The 23,190-nt window shown below is 57.8% G+C and carries 6 protein-coding genes; 1 reads left to right on the top strand and 5 read right to left on the bottom strand.

The window, feature by feature from the left end; genetic code table 11:
* Positions 1-9: 9 nt before the first annotated feature.
* The 3 genes from E1J53_RS20055 to E1J53_RS20045 form a co-directional block, all read right to left on the bottom strand.
* Positions 10-1,971, bottom strand: a complete 1,962-nt coding sequence (locus E1J53_RS20055; RefSeq protein ID WP_134274331.1) for a glycosyltransferase family 2 protein — start codon at positions 1,969-1,971, stop codon at positions 10-12.
* Between the two features lie 123 nt (positions 1,972-2,094).
* On the bottom strand, positions 2,095-10,581 hold the full coding sequence (locus tag E1J53_RS20050; protein ID WP_134274332.1) for a gliding motility-associated C-terminal domain-containing protein: 8,487 nt from the start codon (positions 10,579-10,581) through the stop codon (positions 2,095-2,097).
* A gap of 271 nt (positions 10,582-10,852) precedes the next feature.
* Positions 10,853-19,348: a PKD domain-containing protein gene (locus E1J53_RS20045; protein WP_134274333.1), complete on the bottom strand. Its 8,496-nt coding sequence runs from the start codon at positions 19,346-19,348 to the stop codon at positions 10,853-10,855.
* A gap of 244 nt (positions 19,349-19,592) precedes the next feature.
* Between E1J53_RS20045 and E1J53_RS20040 the strand changes: the two genes are divergently transcribed.
* Positions 19,593-20,522, top strand: a complete 930-nt coding sequence (locus E1J53_RS20040) for a CPBP family intramembrane glutamic endopeptidase (RefSeq protein WP_134274334.1) — start codon at positions 19,593-19,595, stop codon at positions 20,520-20,522.
* Positions 20,523-20,550: 28 nt separating this feature from the next.
* Here the strand turns inward: E1J53_RS20040 and E1J53_RS20035 are convergent, their stop codons facing one another.
* Entirely contained in the window at positions 20,551-21,750 is a 1,200-nt protein-coding gene (locus tag E1J53_RS20035; RefSeq protein WP_134274335.1) for a GlmU family protein, read from the bottom strand.
* Between the two features lie 141 nt (positions 21,751-21,891).
* A complete protein-coding gene (locus tag E1J53_RS20030) occupies positions 21,892-22,176 on the bottom strand; it encodes a type B 50S ribosomal protein L31 (protein WP_134274336.1) in 285 nt (94 codons plus the stop codon).
* Positions 22,177-23,190: the final 1,014 nt, after the last annotated feature.

Genomic DNA, 23,190 nt, shown 5'->3' with positions numbered 1-23,190 from the left:
CTTTCGGGGCTACCTCCGATCCCCCAGGGCGGAGAGGGCTCTCAGGATTATCCGCCAGTCTTCACTCACCCGGTAATCCCGGGCGTACAACAAGTTCAGCTGGTGGAGCGTATCCGGGTCCGTTACCCCCCGGTTCGTGGCTGGATGTACTATCCCGGGGCGCAGCCCCGGTAACAGCGAGACCCGAGGGTCTTCGGGGGCGTATCCAACCCAATGCCGCTGGCCGGTGAGGACGCGCCAGGCATTCAGCAGCAGCCCCGGTTTCCGGTCTACCCACCAGATCAACACCGGCCACGTCAACAACACCAGCAGGGCCGCGAGCTTATCGAACAGCCACTTACCCCGCCGCTGGGTGGGATGGTTAATGCGTAAATTGACGTCGATGGTGTACAACGTTCCGCGTTGATCGGGTCGGTGACTACCAATGATGCTGCTGCTCGCTTCGGGCAGGATGCGGTACTGAAGTTTGGGGCCCAGATCCGTCATCCATCGCTGGATGGCCTCGTTACTGAGGTCCGCCGAACAGAAGATGATTTCTTCGGCCCGGTACAACTGGACCAGCTCCGGTAAGCGCTGGGCGGTACCGAGTATTTCGGTCCCCCGTGATTCTCCGGGGGAAAGCCGTCCGATATAGTTCCGGCTCGCCCCCGCCCGCTGGAGCAGGCTCAACGCCCGCTCGGCTTCTTCCGCGCCCCCCACGATCACCAGGCGCTGGTTTTGGGTTTCCCCACTCAGTAGGGGCCCCAGGGAACCGTACTTTAGCAGGTGGCTCGCAACTCGCACCAACACCACCCAACTGCCCGCCCAGGCGGCTCCCAGCAGCAGCAGTGCCCGGCTGGGACGAAGGCTTTCCGGAAGCAGTCCGTAGACGGCAAACAACAGCAAGGTCCCCAGGCCGAGACTCCGCAGGGTACGCCCCAGGTCAAAAGGACGATCATAGCCACCGCCCAGGAAGATACTCCCCAACCAAAGGACCGTGTAGGCGGGGAAGTGCCAGTAGTTGATGTAATCCGGAAAGTAGTTGACGTCACCGAAGTGATACGATGACCAGAGGGATTTCAGGATACGCAAACCAAGGTAGATGCCCGCTGCGTCCAGCAGCGGGTACCGGAAGGTCCGCCATACGTTGGCCACTACCGTCAGGAAAGCCCGTAGATAAATGGCCAGCTGCATGAGCCAGACCAGCAATCGGGCCTGAGAGCCGGCGAAGTGCTTCCGCGCGAAGATGATCATGGCCTGGTAGAAAACCCGCACGTAGTTCAGGCTCCCGCGTTTGGTGCTTTCCCCCTTGTAGTGAATGATGCTGGTTTCCGGGTAGTAGTAGTTTTTGTAGCCCCCCTTTAGCAGTCGGTAGGACAGGTCAATGTCCTCCCCGTACATGAAAAAGTTTTCGTCGAGCAGGCCCACCTCATCGAGGGCCCTGCGCCGCATAAGCATAAAGGCTCCGGCTAAAATTTCCACCTCGTGGGTTTCGTTTTCGGCCAGGTACCCCAGGTGGTAATGGTTGAATTTTCGGGAGGCAGGAAAGAGCCGGGCCAGCCCGAAGGCCTTGGTGAAGGCCACCCAGGGGGTGGGCAGGCCGCGCTTACTCTCGGGCAGGAAGCGGCCGCTGCCGTCGATCATCCTGACGCCCAGGCCACCCCCGTCGGGGTGGCGGTCCATGAAGTCCACGCAGCGGCGGAAGGTGTCTTCTTCCACGACCGTATCGGGGTTGAGGAGCAACACGTACCGGCCGGAAGACTCACGGATGGCCTGGTTGTTGGCTACGGAAAAGCCCGGATTGTCGTCGTTGGCGATCAATTTCACCCAGGGAAACCGTTCCCGGACCATCGTCACCGAATCATCCACGGAATCATTATCCACCACCCATACCTCAGCCTCCAGCCCCGCGATGGCCCGCTCGACGCTCAACAGTGCCTGCTCCAGGAAGTGGCGCACGTTGTAGTTGACAATGATGACGGATAAATCCATTGACCGCAAAGGTAAACAGACGGGGGTTATGGGGCCGGCGCTGGAGCGGGTCCTTACCCCACCCCGGCGCCGGTCTCATTAACCGGGCGTACGCCCACCGGCATCCAACGGGAGCCTCAGCTTCTATCGCATCAGGACGAAGTCGCCCTTGAAGACCTGCTCCGTTCCGTCGGCAAAAACGACGACTGCCGTATAGACAAACACCTGGGGGTTCATCGGCTCCCCGTTCAGGGTGCCGTCCCAACCGAAGTTGGGGTCATTCGGCGGGAAGCCCCGGGCGCCCGCAATGCCGCCGTCACCATTACCCGTTCCGGCCGTAAAGACGGCTTCTCCCCATCGGTCAAAGATGAAGAAATCACGAATCTCCACCACCTGATCCCGGTTGGCGCCAATAAAGAATATATCGTTATTGTTGTCTCCGTTGGGGCTGAAGGCCGTCGGGAAGTAGACCGGGCGGTTCTGGCGCACCAGCAGCATCTGCCGGTCGGTGGCCGTACAGCCCAGCTCATCCACCACGGTAACGCTGATCATCCGGGTTTCCGTAGCCACGAATTCGATGCCCGATAGACCATCACGGTTCTTGATGCTGTCGGGCTGCCAGATGAGGGTATCGATGGCATTTCCACCGACCACTGACGCGCTGATGAAGACTTCCTCGCCCTCATCCACGATACTGCTATCGCCCGGGAAGATCAGGCGAATACTCAACTCATCCGGCTGGGTCAGGTCGATCAGTACGTCGCTGAAGCAACCGTTGGCGTCGGTTACCCGCACTTCGTACTGGTCCGGCTGTAGTCCTGCCATGAGCGTATTTCTGCCCCGGTCCTCTCCGTTGAGGCTGAAGGTATAGGGGGCCCTACCGCCGGTGACGTTGGTCACGTTAATGGCACCATCATCGGCCTGGAAACAGGTGATCTGACTGAGTTCCAGCTCCAGCACGGGGGCCTCCCGTTCGGCGGTAACGACGACTTCGTCGGTGGCCGAACAGCCGATGGCGTTGGTCACCTCCAGCTGATAGGTAGCGGGTTGCCCCACGTCAATCATGAGTTGATCCGCATCCATGATGTTGACGCTCGCATCGTCGGCCGTCCAGCGGAAGGTGTAGCCCGCGCCCGTTTCGGATCCGCTGCCGTTCAGACTGACCATCCCCATATTACAGGTAAGGATCTGGTCCTCTCCGGCATCTGCCCGGGGAGCGGCCAGTAGTTCAACGGCCACTTCCGTACTGGCGGGGGCACAGTTTGTACCGTCCACGGTATAGGCGAAGCGGTAATTTCCGGCTCCCAGATTGCTTAAATCCAGCATTCCACTGGTGGCGTTCAGGCTTCCGTTGGGCACACTGCCCGCCACGACCGACCAGTTTCCGCCGGGATCCTGATTGACCAGTTGAGCGGATAAATCCAGCGGAGTTGTTTCACTGACGCAAAACTGCAGGTCATCGGCCACGGAGTTTCCGGAGTTGGGCGAAGCTTCCACGGTGACGGTCATGGAATCCACGGCCGAACACCCAAGGCGATCTACCGTCAGGCGGATGGTGTAGGTGCCCGCTACCGGCCAGGCGAGTAAGTAGGACTCCTCCCCGAGGTCCGTGGATTGGGCGCCGTCAAAGTCCCAGGTGTAGTTCGCCTGAGCGTCGACTGCTCCCTCCAATTGTACCGTAAGATCGGTGTTCACGCACAGGGCCGCACCGTTGGTCGTAAAGCTCGCTACGGGTACGGCGTTGACGGTCATCACCAGGGAATCCCGGTACGTGCAGAGAACTTCCTGAACGTAGTCCACGTAAAGGGCATGGGTTCCGATTCCCGCGGCCGCAGGGTCAAAGCTGAAGCTCCCGTCTCCGTTCGGTACCACACCGGCGCCGGTCCAACTGAGGGTGCCACTGCCATCGTCACCGGAAAGGTTTGCTTCCAGCAGGACGGCAGTTTGTTCATTAGCGCAGAAGGTAGTTTGCGGGGCCGCAGGTGCCAAACTGATGGGTGGGCACTCGCGTGCCGCACAGCTAACCGGAGTACTGGCCATGCTTTCATCACAGGGCGTTCCCGTACGGACGGCAAGGACGGATATCGAAACCGATTCCCCGAAGTCCAGGCCACTGATCAGCGTATCCGTACTGGTGGTGATGGGGCCAAATGGTCCGTCATTTATACTGATCCGGTAACCTTCCGTGGCCCCGGGAATCGCCGACCAGGAAAAGAGTACGCCATCCAGGTCCTGGCGGGTGCAATTGGGTTCCGGAGTGGCCAGGGGCGCCAGGACCTCCACCACTACGCTACCCGCCGCCGGACAATTATCCGTAACCAGCAGGTTGATCGTCTTCATGCCCGGTGTATCCCAGGACACCAGGTAACTTTCCTGGCCGATGGAGGTGATATCCGCTCCGTCAAAATCCCAGACAAATTCAGCGCCCGGCTCCGCCGAACCGTTGAAGAGTACGTTGAAGGACTCGCCAACGCAAACCGTCGCGGGGGTCGTATTGAAGCCAACTACCGGAAGGTCAAAGAGATTGGTGCGTACCGTATCGGTAGAAGTACAGTTCCCCCGCCCCAGATAGCTGACGACGGACAGGTATTCTCCCGCCGAGAGGCCCACCGGATTAAAGCTGAAGGTGCCGTCTCCGTTGTCAACGACCCCGGTCCCGGACCACGTAAATGGCCCCGTAGGCATCCCCTCCGTGAGGTTAGCCTCCAGCAAGAACGCCACTTCCGTTCCGTCCAGGCAGATATCGGTATCGGCCGTAACGGCCTGCGCTCTTCCTCCGGGACACGGAGCGGTTTCACAGGTAAAGGGAGTCGGTTCACTATCGCCACAGGGACCATCGCCAAGTGCCCGGACGGTTACGGAAAAGGTGGTTTCCGGCGTGCGGTTGTTAACGACGAAGAAAGTGTCCGTCGTCACGACCGTGGGGTCCCCGTTGGCGGGAACCACCTCGTAACCCGTCGATCCGGGAACGGGGTCCCAGATAAAGGTGATCGTTTCCAGTTCAATTGGCCCACACCCCATGACGGGTGCGCGGAGTGGTTCGCTCACCTCCACGATCATGAAGGCCGTATCACTCATACAGCCGCTGATGTTACTAAGTACCGTTGCCAGGATGGTTTTCGTTCCCGGGGTATCGTAGTAAAGCAGGTATTCATTATCGTCCGCATCGCCATCGTCGACGAGGATACCGCCGTCCCAGTCAACGTTAATGTCGTCGTTCGCCACGAAATTGGTGCTACCAATCAGCACCCGCAGGGTGTCCCCGACGCATTGCGGTCCGGGATCGGTGATGAATACCGAAGGCCGGTCAAATACCGTAACTTCAAAGATGGTATCTAAAGTGCAGGGGCCCTCTTCCGCATACTGGATATTGATCTGGTTCACTTCCCCGGCCTCGCTGGCCATGGCCAGCGCCGCAAAGAAGGTATCCTGCCGGACTCCGGGTCCGGAGAAGGTGTAGCTCCCGTTAATGCCACTTCCCCCGCTAACCACAAAATCACTCAGCAGGATAAATTCGTCGCCATTTTCCAGGCAGAGCTGATCCGGCAGGGCAGAAAAATCGGGTACAAGGTCCGGACAGGGGGCAGCAAAACATTCTAAAGGAGCACTTGCGGGGCCGTCACCACAAACGGTGCCCCCCAGCGCACGCACGGTGAGGGTCGCCCCTTCACCCGGGAGTAGGCCCGTAACCACATAGTCAAGGTTAGTGGTGGTATCCACCACACCACCAACGGTAACCTCATAGCTCGTCGCTCCGGGTATGGCGGTCCAGGTGAACTGGGTGCTGTTCAGCGTGCTGGTCCCGCAGGATACCAGCGGTGCCCCCAGCGGATCCACTACCGTCACCTCGAAGCTGACTTCTTCGCTGCTACATCCCTGACGATCAACGGACAGGGAGATAGAGTAGGTCCCGGCCGAAGCAAAACTTAGCTCGTAAGTTTCAAAGGCGCCCAGCGGCGTACTGGACGCTACGTCAAAGTCCCAGTTGAAGGTCGCACTTTCTCCGTCCAGAACGTTACCTGCGTAGGCTACCTCAAATACGGAGCCGGCACAGACCGTCAGGTCCTGAGCCATCCCGTTCATCGTAAAGTCTGCCGTAGGGGGATCAAAAACCCGGTAGGTAAAGAAGGCCGTATCGGAGCAAATGCTTTCCGTATACACTACCCTGATCTGGTGGCTACCCAGCCCAGCCGTATCGGCGTGGAACCGCCAATCTCCGTTGTCCAGGAAAACACCCGGCCCCGAGAAGGTAAAGACACCCCCTCCGGAGCCGCCGGTTTGCGTGGCCGTCAACACCGTCTCATTGCCGGCCGTATTCGCACAAAAATCTTCGTCCGTCGGCGGTGTAACGGTAATGGCCGGACAGGGGTCCGACGAACACGTGGCCATCCCCGGCTCACTGTTCCCACAGGGTCCGCTGCCCAAAGCAATTACTTCAATCTCTACGTCAACACCATCGCCCAAACCGCTGATGGTCAGCGTGGTACTATCCTGGAAAAAAGGGGGCTGGCCATCCACGACAATTTGAAAGCTGTCCACTCCGGGTTCCGTCTCCCAGGTAAACTCAACACTGGTTAGTGAGGTGATACCACATTCCACCATGGGTCTTTGCAGGCGAGCCACCACGTCAATACTGTCGGTTACCTCCAGACTCTGACATCCATTATCGTCGGTTACCGTCAACAGCACGTACCGCCGCCCTGCGGTGGGCCAGCTGAACTCCTGACTGGCGGCATCAGGTGCCGCGCCCAGCGTAGCGCCGGGAGAAAGGAAATTGTAACTAAAACCCGGTTGGGGCGCACCGGCATCAACCGTAATTACGTCATCAACGCAAATCGGACCGGCGGGTAGATTAAGGCTGGGAACGGGCAGGGCATTGACCGTTACCATTATGGTATCTCGGAAGGTACACCCTTCCTCCTGGAAAACGCCAATAATTTCGTGGATGCCTACTCCGGCAGTATCCACAAAAAATGCGTCACCGACGACTCCAGGTCCCTGCCAACTTAAAATTCCAGAACCGTTGCTGCCCGTTACCGTAGCCGTGAGGGGAACGTTTTCGTCGATTCCACTCGCGCAGAAAGGCCCCTGCGGGTCTACGATCAGGGAAATTGCGGGGCAGGTCTGCGCCGTACAGGTGAGCGTCACCGGTTCGGAATCGCCACAAATGTTGGTGGCCAGTGCCCGAACGGTTATCGTCACCGATTCCCCTTCGGCCAGCCCCGTTGCCAGCAAACTGTTTCCGTTCTGGGTAATGACTGCGCCCGGGGGCTGAGCGTCAATGCTGACGTCAAACATGGTGGCCGTCGGATGGGACCACACGAAGCCAACCTGATCAAAGTTGAGGTTATCACATTCTACCGTAGGCAATCCCAGTGGAGCCACTACGGTAATGTTGGTGGTAGCAGATTGATCCGTACAAAATCGATTTCCTACGACCAGCGTAACCGCAAAGTCACCGGCAGCATCAAATCGAACGTCAAGCGGCCCGGGCCCCGTAACGTCGCCACTAATGATCGTCGTCCCCGCTGGGAGTTGCCAGTCAAAGGTGAATTCTCCGGGAGCATAGCTCTCCGGACTCCGCAACATTATCGTATCCCCCACGCAAATGGAATCCCGATCCGCCAGGAGCGACACGGCAGGAGGAGAAATTACCACCAGCTCCAGCGTATCCGTGTAATCACATACGTCTTCCGTATAGGTCGCCACAATATCGTGTACTCCCTCTCCGGCCACTACCGGATCAAAATTGGTCCCGCTCACGCCGGGACCGGACCAGGTAACGGTACCGGTATTTGGGGCAGTAACCGTCAGAGCCACCGGTGAAGTGGTACCGTCTAAACAGAAAGTATCCACCGGCGTCGTGATCATTGGAGTGACGGGCGGACAGGCCGAAGCGGTACAGGTAGTTTCCGCCGAGGTGGCCGAGGCGCACCCCGCCGTGACGGCAGTCACCGAGATGGTCACCATATCCTCCGTATTGAGGTTCCGCACGATGAACCCGGTGGGCGTCCTTTCGGTGGTGGCTCCGGTGGGAAGGTCAATCTCGTTCACGGTGTAGCTGTCCGCTCCCACGTCGTTCCAAACGAACACCACGGAATCCAGCCCCGTAGACGCACAGGAGACAGTAGGCGCTATGGGTGGTGCCTGCAGGGTAAAGGGAACCGTGAAGGTATCCCGACAGGCGGTATTACTCATACTTTCCGTGATCAGGCGAACCTGGTGGGTCCTGAACTCCGTAAACTCAATTTCCCATTCTCCGTTCGTGGGTTCCTCCCGAATAATCGTGGTACCCGAAGGATTCTCTACGTCGATGAGGTACACCGTGTTGGTGTCATAAGCCTCCACCAAGGAGAAAATTACCGTGGTGTCCGTATTACACAAGCTTAGATCCGCTCCGGTAAAGGCGGGGTTCGCCGGACGCACTACGGGAAGGGTAATCAAAGAGTCAACCGTACAGCTTCCGTCCTGGGAGGTATAAGAAAGGTTCAACTGATGCACCAGGGCCGTCGTATCCCCCATCAGGGGAGGAATGGGGATGGAGGTTGCCCCCGCAGTATTGATGGGCGCCCCGGATAGCCCCAGTGAGGTACTGTTCATGACGATGGTGCCAGCATCCGTGGTACTGATGTCCAGATCATAGGACAGCCCACCAGTGGCCAGGCAGATCGTATCGATGGCGCCAATCATCCACCCCGGGTCGGGGCAGGCCGGCGTTCTACAAGTCAGGGTCGCTTCTTCCCCAATACAGGTTTCGCCATTTTCGAAGATGACCGGAATCATGCGGATGGTGACCGACACGCCCTGTCCCAGGCCCGTCTCTGTGTACGAGAGGTTCCGGTAGCGATTATCCACTAGTTGCTCTACTCCGGCCCCCACCCGAACGTAAAGTTCAAAATAGTCCTGGCCCACATCATTCCAGTCAAAGGTGATCTCATCCAGCGACTCCGTACAGCTGATGTCGGGAGCCACCAAATCGGGCAGGATCAGTAAACTGACGAAGCTGGAAAAGCCCCGACAACCGTTGGCGTCCGTCACGTCACCGTAGAGGTTCGACGTCGTCGGTGAATTTCTGTCGATGGTGACCACGGGTCCCGGAGCATTGTCGGGACCTAATTGGTAGCTGTAAGGCGGACGTCCGCCGGAAGCAACGATGGTCAGGTCAACACTGCCGTCAAAGCAGATGGTCGGGTCACTTGGATCGATGGTTACCATGGGCAAATCCCACACCTCAAAACTATTGGTGAAGGTATTGGTACAGCCGTTGGGCAGGGCCACCTCCACGGTCATCGTTTGCACCCCGGACCCCGCGGCGGTAATCATGTGAAAGGAGCCATCCGCCACACCGTTCCAGGTGTAGGTCGTCCCGGCCGGGAAGGGGTTCCCCACATCGTCGGTAATCACGAAGGAGAGCGTGCTCCCGAAGCAGGCCGGACCGGTATTGGTGATGGAAGCCAGGATTTCCGGCGCCACGGTGATGTCCGTGGTCAGGGTTTCGGAACAGGCATTCCCCGTCCCATAAAACACTTCTACCGTATAGGTCCCGGCTACCGCCGGGGTACCGATGAAGGAATAGGTGGGACCATTACTGACGACCGTTCCCAACGGGTTTCTCCACTGATAGGCATTTCCTCCGCTGGCACTGAGGGTGACCGTCTCGCCAAAACAGAAAGAATCGCCCGGATCGGGACTAATGGAAGGATTGATCGTAGGATACTGGGTTGTAACCATGGCCATCACCTCACGACAACCAAAATCGTTGGAGATAAACAGCGTATAGGTATCCTCAACGTTGGTCATAAATACCGGATCCGTCGAGACCGTTGTGCCCGAAGAGTTCACCCAGCGAAGAGAGGGGTTACACAGGTTATTGGCAAAACTCCCCTGAAGAACAAAATTTTCTCCCGGACAGGGATTATTTAACTGCTCGGCCCGTGGATCTTCTACCTCGGGGAAACACAGGGTGGGGTCATCCTGACAGGGAGAAGTACACTCGTTTGGATCAGAAATTCCGTTGTAGCTTCCCGTTTCCCCGTCGGGGTTGATCTCAATATCGATTCGGTAAGCGGCACCGGGGCATTGTCCGGTTGCATCTACCGTCGTGAGATCAAAACAGAAGGTCAGACCAGCTGCGTTACAGGGAGGAGTTGCGTTACCATCCCCCCAGTTATTACCCGGGTCTCCGTCCAGTACGGCCGGAGAATTACAGTTGGTAAAGTCCATGGTACCCGAAGGGCTGTCGAAGGCAAATCCCCCCGGCAATCCCCGGCCGGGCCAAACGGTTTGGCAACTTGGTGCGCAACGGGTCCAGGAAGGATACCAGGCCCAGTTCCCTCCGTTTCCGCAGGCCTCCGGCGGCGGCGGCCCCGGAGTGATGGTAGAAAAATCAAAGCCCGGACCGGCACCCAGTGGAATGATGGAGTGTAGGTACTCGGCGTCATCCGGAGTATAGGTGTCCGTCGTCAGGCAGACGGTAACCACCGTTCCCGCCGGGTACAGGGAATTGCCAAAATCTGGTGAATACGTCAGTGTCCCCCAATCGGCGGTAGAACACTGGCCAGACAGCCCATTAACACTCATCATCAGCAGGGCAAAAATCCCCGCACGGAACCAAAAATGCTGGTTATTCATAAAAGCAGATGCCACTACGCAGCGTACCACTTGGGTAGTCGATTACCCTCAAAGCAGGTCAAATGGGCGTTGATTTAGGTGTGGAAGTTGCGGAGTAGTCTGGTTAATCTAAAAAGGAAGGACCTGAGAGTTTTCGGAATTGGAAAGCATTACGCTACTAAATCAAAAAAGCAGGCTTCCGGTCAGGGAAGCATTAAAATCAGTCGCAAAATACATCAATCCTTTACATTCAGCTAACCCAAAAGGGGTTTAATCCCCAATTGGTCCCGTCTTAACGCATCAGCACGAAATCCCCCTTGAAGGTAAGGACCTGCCCGTCTTCAAAAACCACCGTAGCGGTATACACAAACACCTGCGGGTTCATGGGCTGACCGTTCAGCGTCCCGTCCCACCCGAAATTCGGATCATTGGGGGGGAAGCCCCGGCTGCTGCTCAGCGAACCCTGCCCTTCACCAATTCCCGCAGTAAATACCGCTTCTCCCCACCGATCAAAGATGAAGAAGTCCCGGATCTCCACCACCTGGTCGTCATTAGCCCCGATGAAGTAGATATCATTGACGTCGTCTCCGTTCGGACTGAAGGCCGTCGGGAAGTACACGGGCCGGTCCTGACGGACCAGCAGCATCTGATTATCGGAGGCCCGGCACCCGAGTTCATCCACTACGGTGACCGAGATCATTTGCGTCTCCCGGGCGATGAACTGAATGCCCGACTGCCCGTCCATATTGCTAATGCTGTCCGGTTGCCAGATCAGGGTATCAATCGCATTACCTCCACTAATGGCCGCGGAAATGAAAATTTCCTCTCCTTCATTAACGATGCTCGTATCTCCCGGAAACTGGAGCTGAACGGACAACTGATCGGGCTCAGTCAGGTCCAGCAAAATGGTACTGAAGCACCCGTTTACGTCGGTTACCGTCAGGTCATACTGGTCCGGCTGCAGTCCCGCCATCAGGGTAGAGGAACCCCGATCTTCTCCGTTCAACGAATAGGTATAGGGAGCCCGTCCCCCGTTAACGCCCGTAATCCGGATGGCTCCGTCATCGGCCTGGAAGCAGGTGATCTGACTGAGTTCCACCTCCAGTACCGGAGCCTCCAGCTCCGCATCCACGAGCACCTCATCCGTAGAAGAGCACCCGAACGCATTGGTCACTTCCAGGGTGTAGGTAGCCGGCTGGCCGACGTCAATCATTAACTGATCAGCGTCCATGATCATCACACTGGCATCGTCGGCCGACCAGGAATAGGTATAGCCACTACCCTGCTCGGAGTTGGAGCCGTTGAGGCTCACCATTCCCATATTACAGGTAATCGTCTGATCGTCGCCGGCATTGGCCACGGGGGCCGCCAGCATCTCCACCAATACGTCCACCTCATCCTGAGGACAGACCGTCCCGTTCACCGTGTAGGTGAAGGAGTAGGCCCCCGGTGCGAGGTTTTGTGGGTTCAGGTTACCGGAATTACCGTTCAGTGCCCCACCGGGTACGCTACCCGACGCAACGGTCCAGACGCCGCCAGCGTCGCCGCCGGCCAGTTGGGCCGCAAGCGATACGGGAGTAGCCGTGCCCACACAGAACTGTAGGTCATCGGCCACTACGTTACCGGCTACCGGCGGCGCTTCGACCATTACGGGTAACTCGAAGGACGCTACGCAGCCACGCCGCTCCACCACCAGGCTCACCGTGTGTGCCCCGGCGGTCGACCAGCTGACGCGGTAGGATTCGTTCCCCATTGCCGTAGCCTGACCCTCCCCGAAATCCCAGCTAAAGTTGGTTTCGGCGTCAAACCCGGCCAGGTAGCTGACCGTCGTTTCTGACCCGCTACACACCAGATCATCGGCCAGAGAGAAGGCGGGATCGGGCACGGCATTCACCTGCATGATCAACACATCCTGGTAAACACACAGCCCTTCCTGCACGTACGTCACGGTGAGCTGATGATCTCCCAGTCCGGCCGCTACGGGATCAAAACCCCAGCTTCCGTCGGGATTTTGTCCTACACCAGCGCCCGCCCAGCTAAGATCTCCGGTACCGTCGTCGCCCGCAAGATTCGCCCGCAGCGCCACGGCTTCGGTTTCATCATCACAAAAAGTAGTTTGCGTGGCCGCAGGTGCAAAGGTCACGGTGGGGCAAAGTCTCGCCGCACAACTCACCGAGGCGCTGGCCTCACTGTCGTTGCAGGGGGTTCCGCTACGAACGGCCATCACTCGAATACTCACCGACTCTCCAAAGTCTAGATCGGAGACGTAGTATTCCGCCTCCTGCTGGAGGGGACCAAATTCTCCCCCGTTGATGCTTACCCGGTAGCCTTCCGTAGCTTCGGGAATTACCGGCCAACTGAACAGGACGCCGTCCAGGTCCTGACGGACACAACTGGGCTGCGGCACCGCCAGGAAGGGTTCGACCACCAGGGAGAAGGAAGCCTCATTCACGCAGTTATCCGTCACGCGCAATCTAACGGTGCGATCCCCTGGCGTATCCCAGGACAGGGAGTATGATTCTCCTCCCAGATCCGTTACGTTGGCGTCACCAAAGTCCCATGCATAGGTCGCTCCGGGTTCCGCCGTGCCGGTAAACGATACGGTCAGGGTCTCTCCGGGACAAAGCTGCGAGGGAGTCGCGGAGAAACTGACTACCGGTAGGTCAAACAGCCGAACCGTAACCTCGTCGCGGGAAGTACAGTCGGCCTCCCCGAGGTAATCAACGGTCAGTACGTAGGCTCCCGCCGCAAGTCCGGCGGGGTCAAAACTGTAGGTTCCGTCGCCGTTATCGACTACCCCCGTTCCGCTCCATACGAAGGGGCCCGTCGGGCTACCAACGTCAAGACTCGCTGCCAGTAAGAACGCCGCTTCGGTTCCGTCCAGACAGATGTCCGTATCCGGCGTATCTGACTGCACCACCCCACCCGGACAGGGCAAAGTCGTACAGGTGACCGGAATGGCCTCACTGTTCCCGCAAGGGGGCGGGCCGAGGGCCCGCACACTGATGGTGTAGGACTCATCCGGGCGCAGTCCGGTTACGACGTAAAAGTTATCCGTAATGGTTTCCGTGGGACTGCCATTCGCGTGAGTAATCTCGTAAGCCGTTGCTCCGACGACGGTATCCCAGCGGAAGGTCAGCGTTTCCAGGCCCTCGTCACTACAGAAGGGCACAGGATCCAGCAAAGGAGCGATGACGTTAACGGTTAGGAATAGAGGTTCACTGGCACAACCCGTCACGGGACTGATCAGCGTCGCCCGGATGGTCCTGGTACCCGGTGTAGAGTAACTCAGGGTGAAGTTGAGGTCATCGGGGTTGCCATCATCCATCACTTGCCCTCCGTCCCAGTCGATGGTCAGGTCACCGGCCGTTACGTCCTCGGAGGCCGTGAAGGAGAAATCCACCAGATTATCGACACAGATATCTCCCGGATCGGTAAGGCTGATTTCGGGCCGTGAGATTACGCGGATACTGAAGGGAACCTGCAGTCCGCAGGGCCCTTCCTCAACGTAATCCAGAACGATCTGGTGGTCAATACCCGCCAGGGATCCCCCGGCCACCGCCGCGAAGAAGGTATCCTGGGATACTCCCGGCCCGGTGAAGGTGTAGGTAGCGCCTACGCCGCTACCGCCGGTAACGATCAGGTCGCTGAGCAGGATGAACTCATCCCCCGTTTCGAGACAAATTTCCTGCACCAGGGCCGTGAAGTCCGGACTTAGTGGCGGGCAGGGATCGGCGCTACAGGTAATCGGTGTACTGGCCGTTCCGTCCCCGCAAACTCCGGCCCCGAGGGCCCGGACCTCCAGGGTCACCGATGCTCCCGGCAGCAGATTGCTGACCGTGTAGGATGGAGAAAGCACGGTGTCTAAAGTCCCCGCAACGTTGACTTCGTAACCAACGGCGCCAGTAATGGTATTCCAGGTGACCAGTACACTGTTGAGATCGGCATCCGTACAATCCAGTTCGGGAGTCCCCAGTGGGGCTTCTACGGTAACGGTATGACTCGTCACCTCACTGCTACAGCCGTCCCGCACGATGGATAGGCTAAGGGTATACACCCCGGGAGCGTCAAAGCTCAGATCATAAGTTTCGAAACCTGCCGTCGGACTAGTGTTGGCCCCATCAAATTCCCAGCTGAAGGTGGCGTTGTCACCGTCGGCAACGTTGCCAACGTAAGCGACGGGGAATACCTCCCCGACGCAGACCGTGATGTCTTCCTCAACGCCGCCCTGGGTGAAGGGCGAAGTCGGAGGTGTAAACACCCGGAAGGTAAACTGTGCGGAATCCGAACAGATACTCTCCCGGTAAACCGCCGTAAGGGTATGCGTTCCTACACCGGCAGAGTCGGCGTGGAACCGCCAGGTTCCGTTGTCCAGGTAAACGCCCGGACCGGAGAAGGTGAAGTTGCCATTGCCTACTCCCCCACTCTGGGAAGCCGCAAGGACGGTTTCGTTGCCCGGGGTAGCCAGGCAAAAATCAGCGTCATCCGGCGGAGTGACCACAATGGTCGGGCAAGGATCACTGCTACAGTCTTCCTCCCCGGGTTCACTGTTCCCGCAGGTACTGCTTCCGAAGGCAATCACTTCAATGTTTACGGTGACGCCATCAGATAATCCACTGACGACCAATCTTGTACTATCCTGGAAGAACGGCATTCCTCCATCCACCCTCACCTGGAAGCTGTCCACCCCAACCTGGTCGTCCCAGATGAACTCCACGCTGGTCAGGGAAGTTTGGCCGCAGCTAATCTGGGGCATCGTCAGGGGAGCTTCCACGACCACATTAAGGATCGTCGTATCGCTTACGCAGCCGTCTCTTTCCACGAAGAGGCTTAGCGGATACGTCCCGGGGGCGTCAAAGGAGAGCGTATATTGTTCGAGACCCGCTAATGGCGTAACGGCAGCACCACCAAAGTCGACGGTAAACACCGCGCCCTGCCCCGCTACTACGTCTCCGACGTAGCTGAAATTGAACTCCTGGTCAACGCAAACGGTCAGATCCTGCGGCATTCCGTCCAGGGTAAAATCACTGGTCGGGGTTTCGAAAACGGTATAGGTGAAGCTGTCAATATTTGTGCACGTTCCCTGGAGGTAGGTGACCCGGATCAGGTGACTCCCCGGGCCTGCGGCCGTGGCGTCAAACTGATACATTGTTCCGTTGGCCGTAACGCCATCTCCAGCGAAGGAGAGCATTCCCGTTCCGTTGCCGCCGGTCACCACGGCCGTTAGCGGTACGATGGTGCCCGGGCGGTCCAGGCAGAAGGACAGGTCTTCGGGACGCTCCAGCATGATGGCCGGACACGGGCTCGTCCGACAGGTATCCCGGCCGGGGGTGAGGTCCGGACAGGGCGTTTCCCCGTAGGCAACAACGGCAATCGCTACGGCCTGATCGACACCCAGTCCGTCCACGAGAATGTAGGTACTGTCCTGGAAAAAGGCCGTACCGCCATCGATGGAAACGGAGAAACTGTCCACTCCGGCAATCGGTGCCCATTCAAAGGTTACGCTGGTTTCGGTGATGTCGCGGCAGGAAACTACCGGAATTCCCAGCGGGAGAACGACCGCTACGCTGTCGCGGTAAACCGCACTGACGCACCCAAATTCATTGGTAACCGTAAGTTCGATAATTTTCGTGCCGGGGGTACTCCAGCTTAAGGTGCGGGAGGCGGCGTTTGATCCCGGAGCGATCGTCCCGTCGGCGTCCACCAACGTAAAATCATAGCTCCATCCGGTCTGCACGGCACCTGCGTCCGCGCCCAGGGTCTGATCCACGCACACTACGGTATCCGTCAGGCTGAAGGAGGCCGTCGGCACGGGATTGATGGTGAGGGTGAAGTTGGCGGCAAACTCACAGTCCTCAAAAAAGTTAGCGCGAAGATTATAAGTTCCCGGACTCAGCGAGGACGGGTTGAGGGAATTGCCGATGGGTTGTCCGTCCAGCTGCCAGTCCAGGGTCCCGGAACCATCACTGCCGGTGATGGTAATCGACAGGGGTACTTCCTGGTCGTCGTTAGCGCAGAAGGGACCGATGGGATCCACGGACATCACGATGGGCGGGCAGGACTCCGCCCGACATAAAATGGTATCGGAAGTAGCGCTGGGGCAGCCCGCAGAAAGCCCCGTAACGCTGATCTGAATTTCATCGTCCACCATGAGGTTACGGACGAAGAATTGATTGCCGATCTGTTCCGTAACGGCGTAAGCGGGGATGTCGACTTCATTGACGACGTAACTGTCCGCTCCGGTATCCGTCCACACGAAAACGACCGAATCCAGTCCCCGGTCGCCACACTGGAGGGCGGGGGCTGGCGGGGGATCCCTAAGCACAATGGTCTGAATCAGGGTATCGGTGCAGTTGGGATCGGTTACGTTGGCCGCAATCATTCTCACCTCGTAGCTACCGGCTACGTCCAGATCAATTTGCCAGGTAGAATCCGTCAGGGGCAGCACGGTGCCCGCCCCGCTTACGGAGAGGTTGTAGACCCCCTCCGCATTCCAGGGAGTGGTCAAATTGGCCAGGTAAGTGCCGGCCTGATCACAGATGTCCAGCACGTCCAGCGCAAAATCCGGAGCAGCCGGGGCGAGGGCCGTAAACTGAATCATGGTATCGGCGGGGCAACGGCCACCGGGGCCGGCGTAGGCAAGGCTCAGATCATGCACCTCGGCGAGTTGACCGGGCGTTAGTCCGGGGATGGTCAGGGTGGTCACGCTGTCCACCTCCGCCGGAAAATCGGTGAGGCCCAGGGTCGGGCTGTTCAGGAGGATGGTCCCGGCATCGCGGGTGTACAGTTCGATGTCCATGCTGGTCCCCGCAGTGCCGGCGCATACCGTTGTGGGGAAATTAATCGTCCAGCCCGGATCGGTGAACAAGGGGGTGAAGCAACGTTCGGTGGCCTCGGGGCCCTCGCAGGCGTCGGTGATCGTACCGGAGAAGGGCACGATTCTGAAGTCCACCTGATCTCCGGCACTGAGCCCGGAGACGAGGTAGCTTAATCCGGTGTAGTTATCGTCGATGAGGTTCTCGGGACCGCCATTGATGCTCAGGTACAATTCAAAGAAGTCAGCGTCCGCCTGGTTCCAGGAGAAGCTTACCTCACTGACACAAATGGGGTCACAGTCCAGCAGGGGGGTGAAGGGCGTGGGATTGATGTCAATCGTGACAAAATCTGATCCTCCGACGCAACCATTGGCGTCGGTCACCAGCAGGTAGAGACCATTGGTGAAACCGTAGGGTTCACTGACGGTGTAATTGGGGGTGGTCACGGTTTCTTCCGGGCCCCATAAATAGGTATAGGGCGTAGCTCCTCCGGTGACGCTGCTGCGAATGACCGTCGTCTCGCCGTCGCATATCTCCAGATCGTCCGGCGTAATGGTAACCTCCGGATTGGGGTGGACCGTGAAAAACTCCTGAAACCGGAAGGCACAGTTGTCCTCGTCGATGACGTCCAGGGTTACCTCCCGCACGCCGGGAAAGTCCCGGCTGGTGGTGTAGGTATCTCCGGGGACGGTGACGTCCCACAGGACAATATGACTACTGGGGAAAGGGTTGCCCGTAGTGGCGTCGGTGGCCGTGAAGGTGATTTCTTCGTTGATACAGACCTCGGCGTTCTGGGGGGTGATTTCCGCGAGGACTTCGTCACCGACCAGGTAATTCCGGAAAATGGTCGTGTCACATCCGTCTCCGAAATTCACCACGACGGAATACTGTCCGGCGTCCGCCGGCGTAAGGTTGGATTGGTTTAAGACCGTTCCGTTGGCGATCGTCGAACCGTTCAGCGACCAGGTGGCCGAGTTGATGGCCGCCCCGGTCACGGAGACACTGGCGGTAAAGTTTTCTCCGAAGCAGAAAAAGCTCCCGTCGGAGAGGCCATTAAAATCGAAGGTAACGTCCGTGAGGTTCAGCTCGATGTCCACGTCCTTTTCGTTACATCCGGGACGACCAACCACAAAGGTGTAATTGCCGGCCGGCAGACTGGCGTTATAGCCAACCGCCACTACGTTACCGGCATCATCTTCCCAACGGCCCTGAACGCCGGAAAAGATACCGCCTTCCGTAACGGCCTCCAGCTGAAAGAGCTCTCCCGGACAGGGCTGGTTGAGTACGTTAATGGAGGGATCGCCCACTTCGGGAAAGCAAATGAAGGGGTCACTGTCGCAGGGAGATCCACAGAACCCGCCTACGCCACCGGTGTATCCGCCGGATACGCCGTCGGCCAGAACCCGGATTCTAATTTCGTAGGCATCCGCCGCGGCCACGCCGGGACCGGGGTCCACGGTCTCGAGGGTCCAGCAAAAAACCAGGCCACAGTTGCCGGCGCCGTCGCCGTAGTTATTTCCGGGGTCACCGTCAAGTACCGCGGGGTCCCCGCAGGAATCGTTGGTCCCCTCTGAGGAGTCAAAAGCATAGCCGTTAAAGAAGGTGTCTTCCCCTCCCGGGCAGGGCATACAGCGGGACCAGGTGGGATACCACCCCCAGACACCAGCAGCCCGACAGGATGCGGGGGGCGTACCCGATGGGGCCAGCGTAGAAAAATCGAAGCCCGAACCGGCGGACGCCAGCAGCACGGCATGAATCCATTCCACGTCGGGCGTATTGAAATCCCCGAGTACGGAATAACAAATCTCTACCGTGGTTCCCGGAGCGTAGTACCCACCGGGGACATCAGCAAAAAAGGGAGTAAAGGATATATCTCCGGAATCTTCGTCGGTACACTGCCCCTGGGCGTTAAGTGAACTACCCACCACCGAAAGAAGAACCGTCAGGAAAAGAACTCTAATCGAGTTGTTCATCAATTAACCATATACGTAGCCATACCACCATCGGGACAAAATCAGGGGTCGGGTTTAGTGTTGGTGTTGTGTGGGTTTAAATAAAGGTGCAAATTTGGGCGCTAGGTGTAACCTGAAGTAAAGCGTCTGAATTTCTGCGATAAGCCACTAGTTCAAAAAATAAAAGTTGGGGCGAACCAACCCTGTCCGCCATATTGCCCGCAAAATACATATTTCGTTACCAATACTATAAGTCAAATCAGCGATGAAGCAAATTTCCGACAAGTTCCCTTCCCCCCTGAAGCTTTTTGCCCTGACGGTGGGCATCCTTCTGGGCATGCTCATCGTGGGCTCCGTGGTAGCCGGAGGCATCCTCTTAGCGGGCGGTATTGATCCGTTAGGATTCGGAGCCGGAGACCTCCCCGCCGATGCCCGACAGGGACTTCGACTGGGCCTTTTGCTCAACAATTTGCTCACCTTTGGCGGCACGGCGTTCATCGTTTTTCTGGTGGCCTATCGTCGCTTCTGGAGGCCAGCCGCGGGGCTCAACGCCCCTGCTAATCGGAAAGCCCTCCCCTACGTCATTGCGACCTTCGTCCTTGCCTTCCCCTTTATTGCTTACGCTGCCTGGCTGAATTTACAGTTGCCCCTTCCGGACTGGATGCTCCAGAATGAAGCCCAAACCAATACCCTGCTGAAAAGTGTACTGACGATGAACTCGGTACCGGAACTGCTGATGGCCCTGCTCACCGTGGCCGTAACGCCCGCCATCGGCGAAGAGCTTCTCCTCCGTGGGCTGGTCCAACGACGCATCCTACACCCCGTGTTTAAGAGCCATCATTTTGCCATCTGGATCGCCGCCATTGTCTTCAGTGCCATGCACATGGAATTTGCCGGATTCGTCCCCCGAATGCTGCTCGGTATACTTTTGGGATATGCCTACTATTGGACAAATTCACTCTGGGTCCCCGTCATTCTACACTTTTTCTTCAACGGGATGCAGGTAATGGTCACCTACTTCAACGGGCAGTACATTCCCGACACCGAGATCACCGACGTTCCGCCCTGGTATCTGGCCGTCGCAAGCCTGCTGGTGATAGTAGCCCTTGGGGTATACATCACCCGGACCTTCAATCCCGAAGCGCATCCGGACCCGCTGCTACGGGAGCAATCGGCCGAGGACTTGTCCGCTTAAAAATGAGGGTGATGCCATCGGGGAAAGACTAGCGCTTCCGGTACTGGCTGCTTTCCTCAAAAATGGCCGTAAACATCTTCTGGTGCGCCTCCGTCAGGGGTTGCTCCCGCCGGGACATCACCCGCTCCGCGGTGGCCATGGCCTTATCCTGCCGGTAAGTTTGGAAACCCGAGGCACCACCCCAGCTGAAGCTGGGGATGAAGGTGCGGGGAAATCCTTCTCCGAAAAGGTTGGCCGAAAATCCGATGATGGTGCCGGTATTAATCATCGTATTGATACCGGCCTTGGCGTGATCGGCCATAATCAGGCCGTGAAACTGAAGTCCGGTCTTAACGAAACGTCCCTCCGGATAGGACCAGACCCGAACTTCCCCGTAATCATTACGCAGGTTGGAGGCATTCGTGTCCGCACCGATGTTGCACCACTCACCGATGACCGAATTGCCCAGGTAGCCATCGTGTCCCTTATTACTGTTGGCCTGGAACACCACGTTGTTGACCTCGCCCCCCACCTTACAATTGGGGCCCAGGGTCGTGGCGCCATAAATCTTGGCGCCCATTTTCAACACACTACCCTCTCCCATCGCCAGTGGTCCACGGACCAGGCTACCTTCCAGTAAGGTCGTTCCCTTTCCGAGATAAATCGGCCCCGTCTTCACGTTGAGGGTACAGGCTTCAATGTCTACGCCTTCCTCCAGAAAGAGATTCTCCAGCGGACCAATAACGGTATTGGAGGCCGGCAGCGGAGCGGATGTCCTGCCGGCGGTCAGGAGCATGAAGTCTTCCCGGAGTGCGGTGTCGTTCAACCTGAAAATATCGGCGGGCCTATTGAGGCTAAGCAGCGGCTGATCCCCCAGGTCAAAGGCCTGAATCTCTCCGAAATCCTGGTCTTCCTCCAGCGACAACACGGCCGCCCGGTCCAGGCAGGCAGCAATCAATTCGCCCTCCTTCACGTAAGCTTCTCCCGGAGCGAGGTCCAGAATAAGCGCAACGATTTCTGCCGTCGGGAGCACGCTGCCGTTGATGAGCAGGTTATGGTCCTGCACCTGCAGGGGGAAAAGATCCGCAAGGTAGTCCTGGGTCAGAAAAGAAACCGGCATTCTGAGGTGACGCTCCCACTTTTCGGCAATCGTCAGGATGCCTACCCGCAGATCACCTACTGGTCGACTATAGGTTAGCGGAAGCAGATGATTACGAACGTCAGCGTCAAAAAGAATAATCTGGGACATAGGAAGGGAGGGTAGGTATCGAAAAAAATGGAAGGAGTGGCGCCCGTCTGGTGGAAAAATAACGCCGAAAGCCCGAAGCAAACTGTTCGTCCGCTTCGGGCTTTCCCGGCAATTGCACTCCCGAAGGAGAGAAAGAAGAACTTAGGCTTCCTCCTGTTCTTCGATCTTCTTGGCGAAGCGGCTCTTGCCGAATTTCTTGTTGAACTTGTCGATACGACCGGCCGTATCTACGAATTGCATTTTACCCGTGAAGAAGGGGTGAGAAACGTTAGAAATCTCCAGTTTGATCAGGGGATACTCGTTACCATCTTCCCACGTATCCGTGTCACGCGTGTTCGCACAGCTACGTCCCAACCAGGACTCATTGGCGTTGATGTCGCGGAAGATTACCGTACGGTAAGATTCGGGGTGCAGATCTTTTTTCATTGCCTTATTATTTTCGGAGCGCAAAGATAAGGCTTTTTATTTGTTCCCCAAACAAATTGTCGCTTTCTCCAAATTAATGGTTTTTCACGGGGCGCCGGAGCGCAGGTGCCCACCGATTTGGTAGGGCCATGATTGCGTGCATGCTCCCACCCTGCCGCTCGTTTGGCGGGGTGCAAGCTTTATCCTGAGGTTTTATCTAGCACTAGCCTTTTCCCTTTCGCCGGATAAATCCGGCACTACTGGATCGGTAAGGTATTTAGGGAACGGTCTACCCTACCCACGGTCGGCCGACCAGTCAGCCCTCGGCTTTGCCGGGACGCCTGGGCGGACGACCGGACACTGTGCTTCCGTCTTCATTCTTCATTCTCCTTAGCCTTGAGGACCCGGGGACAACCGGCCTGCGCCTGCCCGACCAATCTCCCATTGGACGGGGAGCAACCCTTTTCCGGAACGATGTTCTGCTTCGGGAATGGCTCGGCGTAGAACGCCTCGACCGGTTTGGGGTACGCTCACCCGGGACCACGAAGTGTGCCACAAGCGCAGCGCGGGGCTCCTTTGTGCGTCCCCACCGGTTTTATTTTCCTTTCACCAGACGACCGGCCTGCGCCTGCTCAACCAATCCTCTCACTGGGCGGGGAGCAGACCTACTCCGGAGAATTGTTTCGAGCCTTAGCCTTAGCTCCTACGACCGGTCTGCGGAGCAGACCTTTTCCAGTCACCTCTCCTTAGCCTTCTTTCCCAGTCCTAGCCTACTTCGGCGCCGGGATTGGATCGACGTGAAACGTCTCCACCAGTTTTGGTGTCTCCCTCTGGACCACGAAGTGTGCCACAAGCGCAGCGCGGGGCTCCTTTGTGCGTCCCCACCGGTTTTGTTTTCCTTTTACCAGACGACCGGTCTGCGGAGCAGACCTTTTCCAGTCACCTCTCCTTAGCCTTCTTTCCCAGTCCTAGCCTACTTCGGCGCCGGGATTGGATCGACGTGAAACGTCTCCACCAGTTTTGGTGTCTCCCTCT

The sequence above is a fragment of the Lewinella sp. W8 genome (assembly GCF_004375085.3).
Taxonomy (GTDB): domain Bacteria; phylum Bacteroidota; class Bacteroidia; order Chitinophagales; family Saprospiraceae; genus Neolewinella.
The sequence above is the reverse complement of the archived record's forward strand: the minus strand, read 5'-3'. Positions and strand labels throughout refer to the sequence as shown.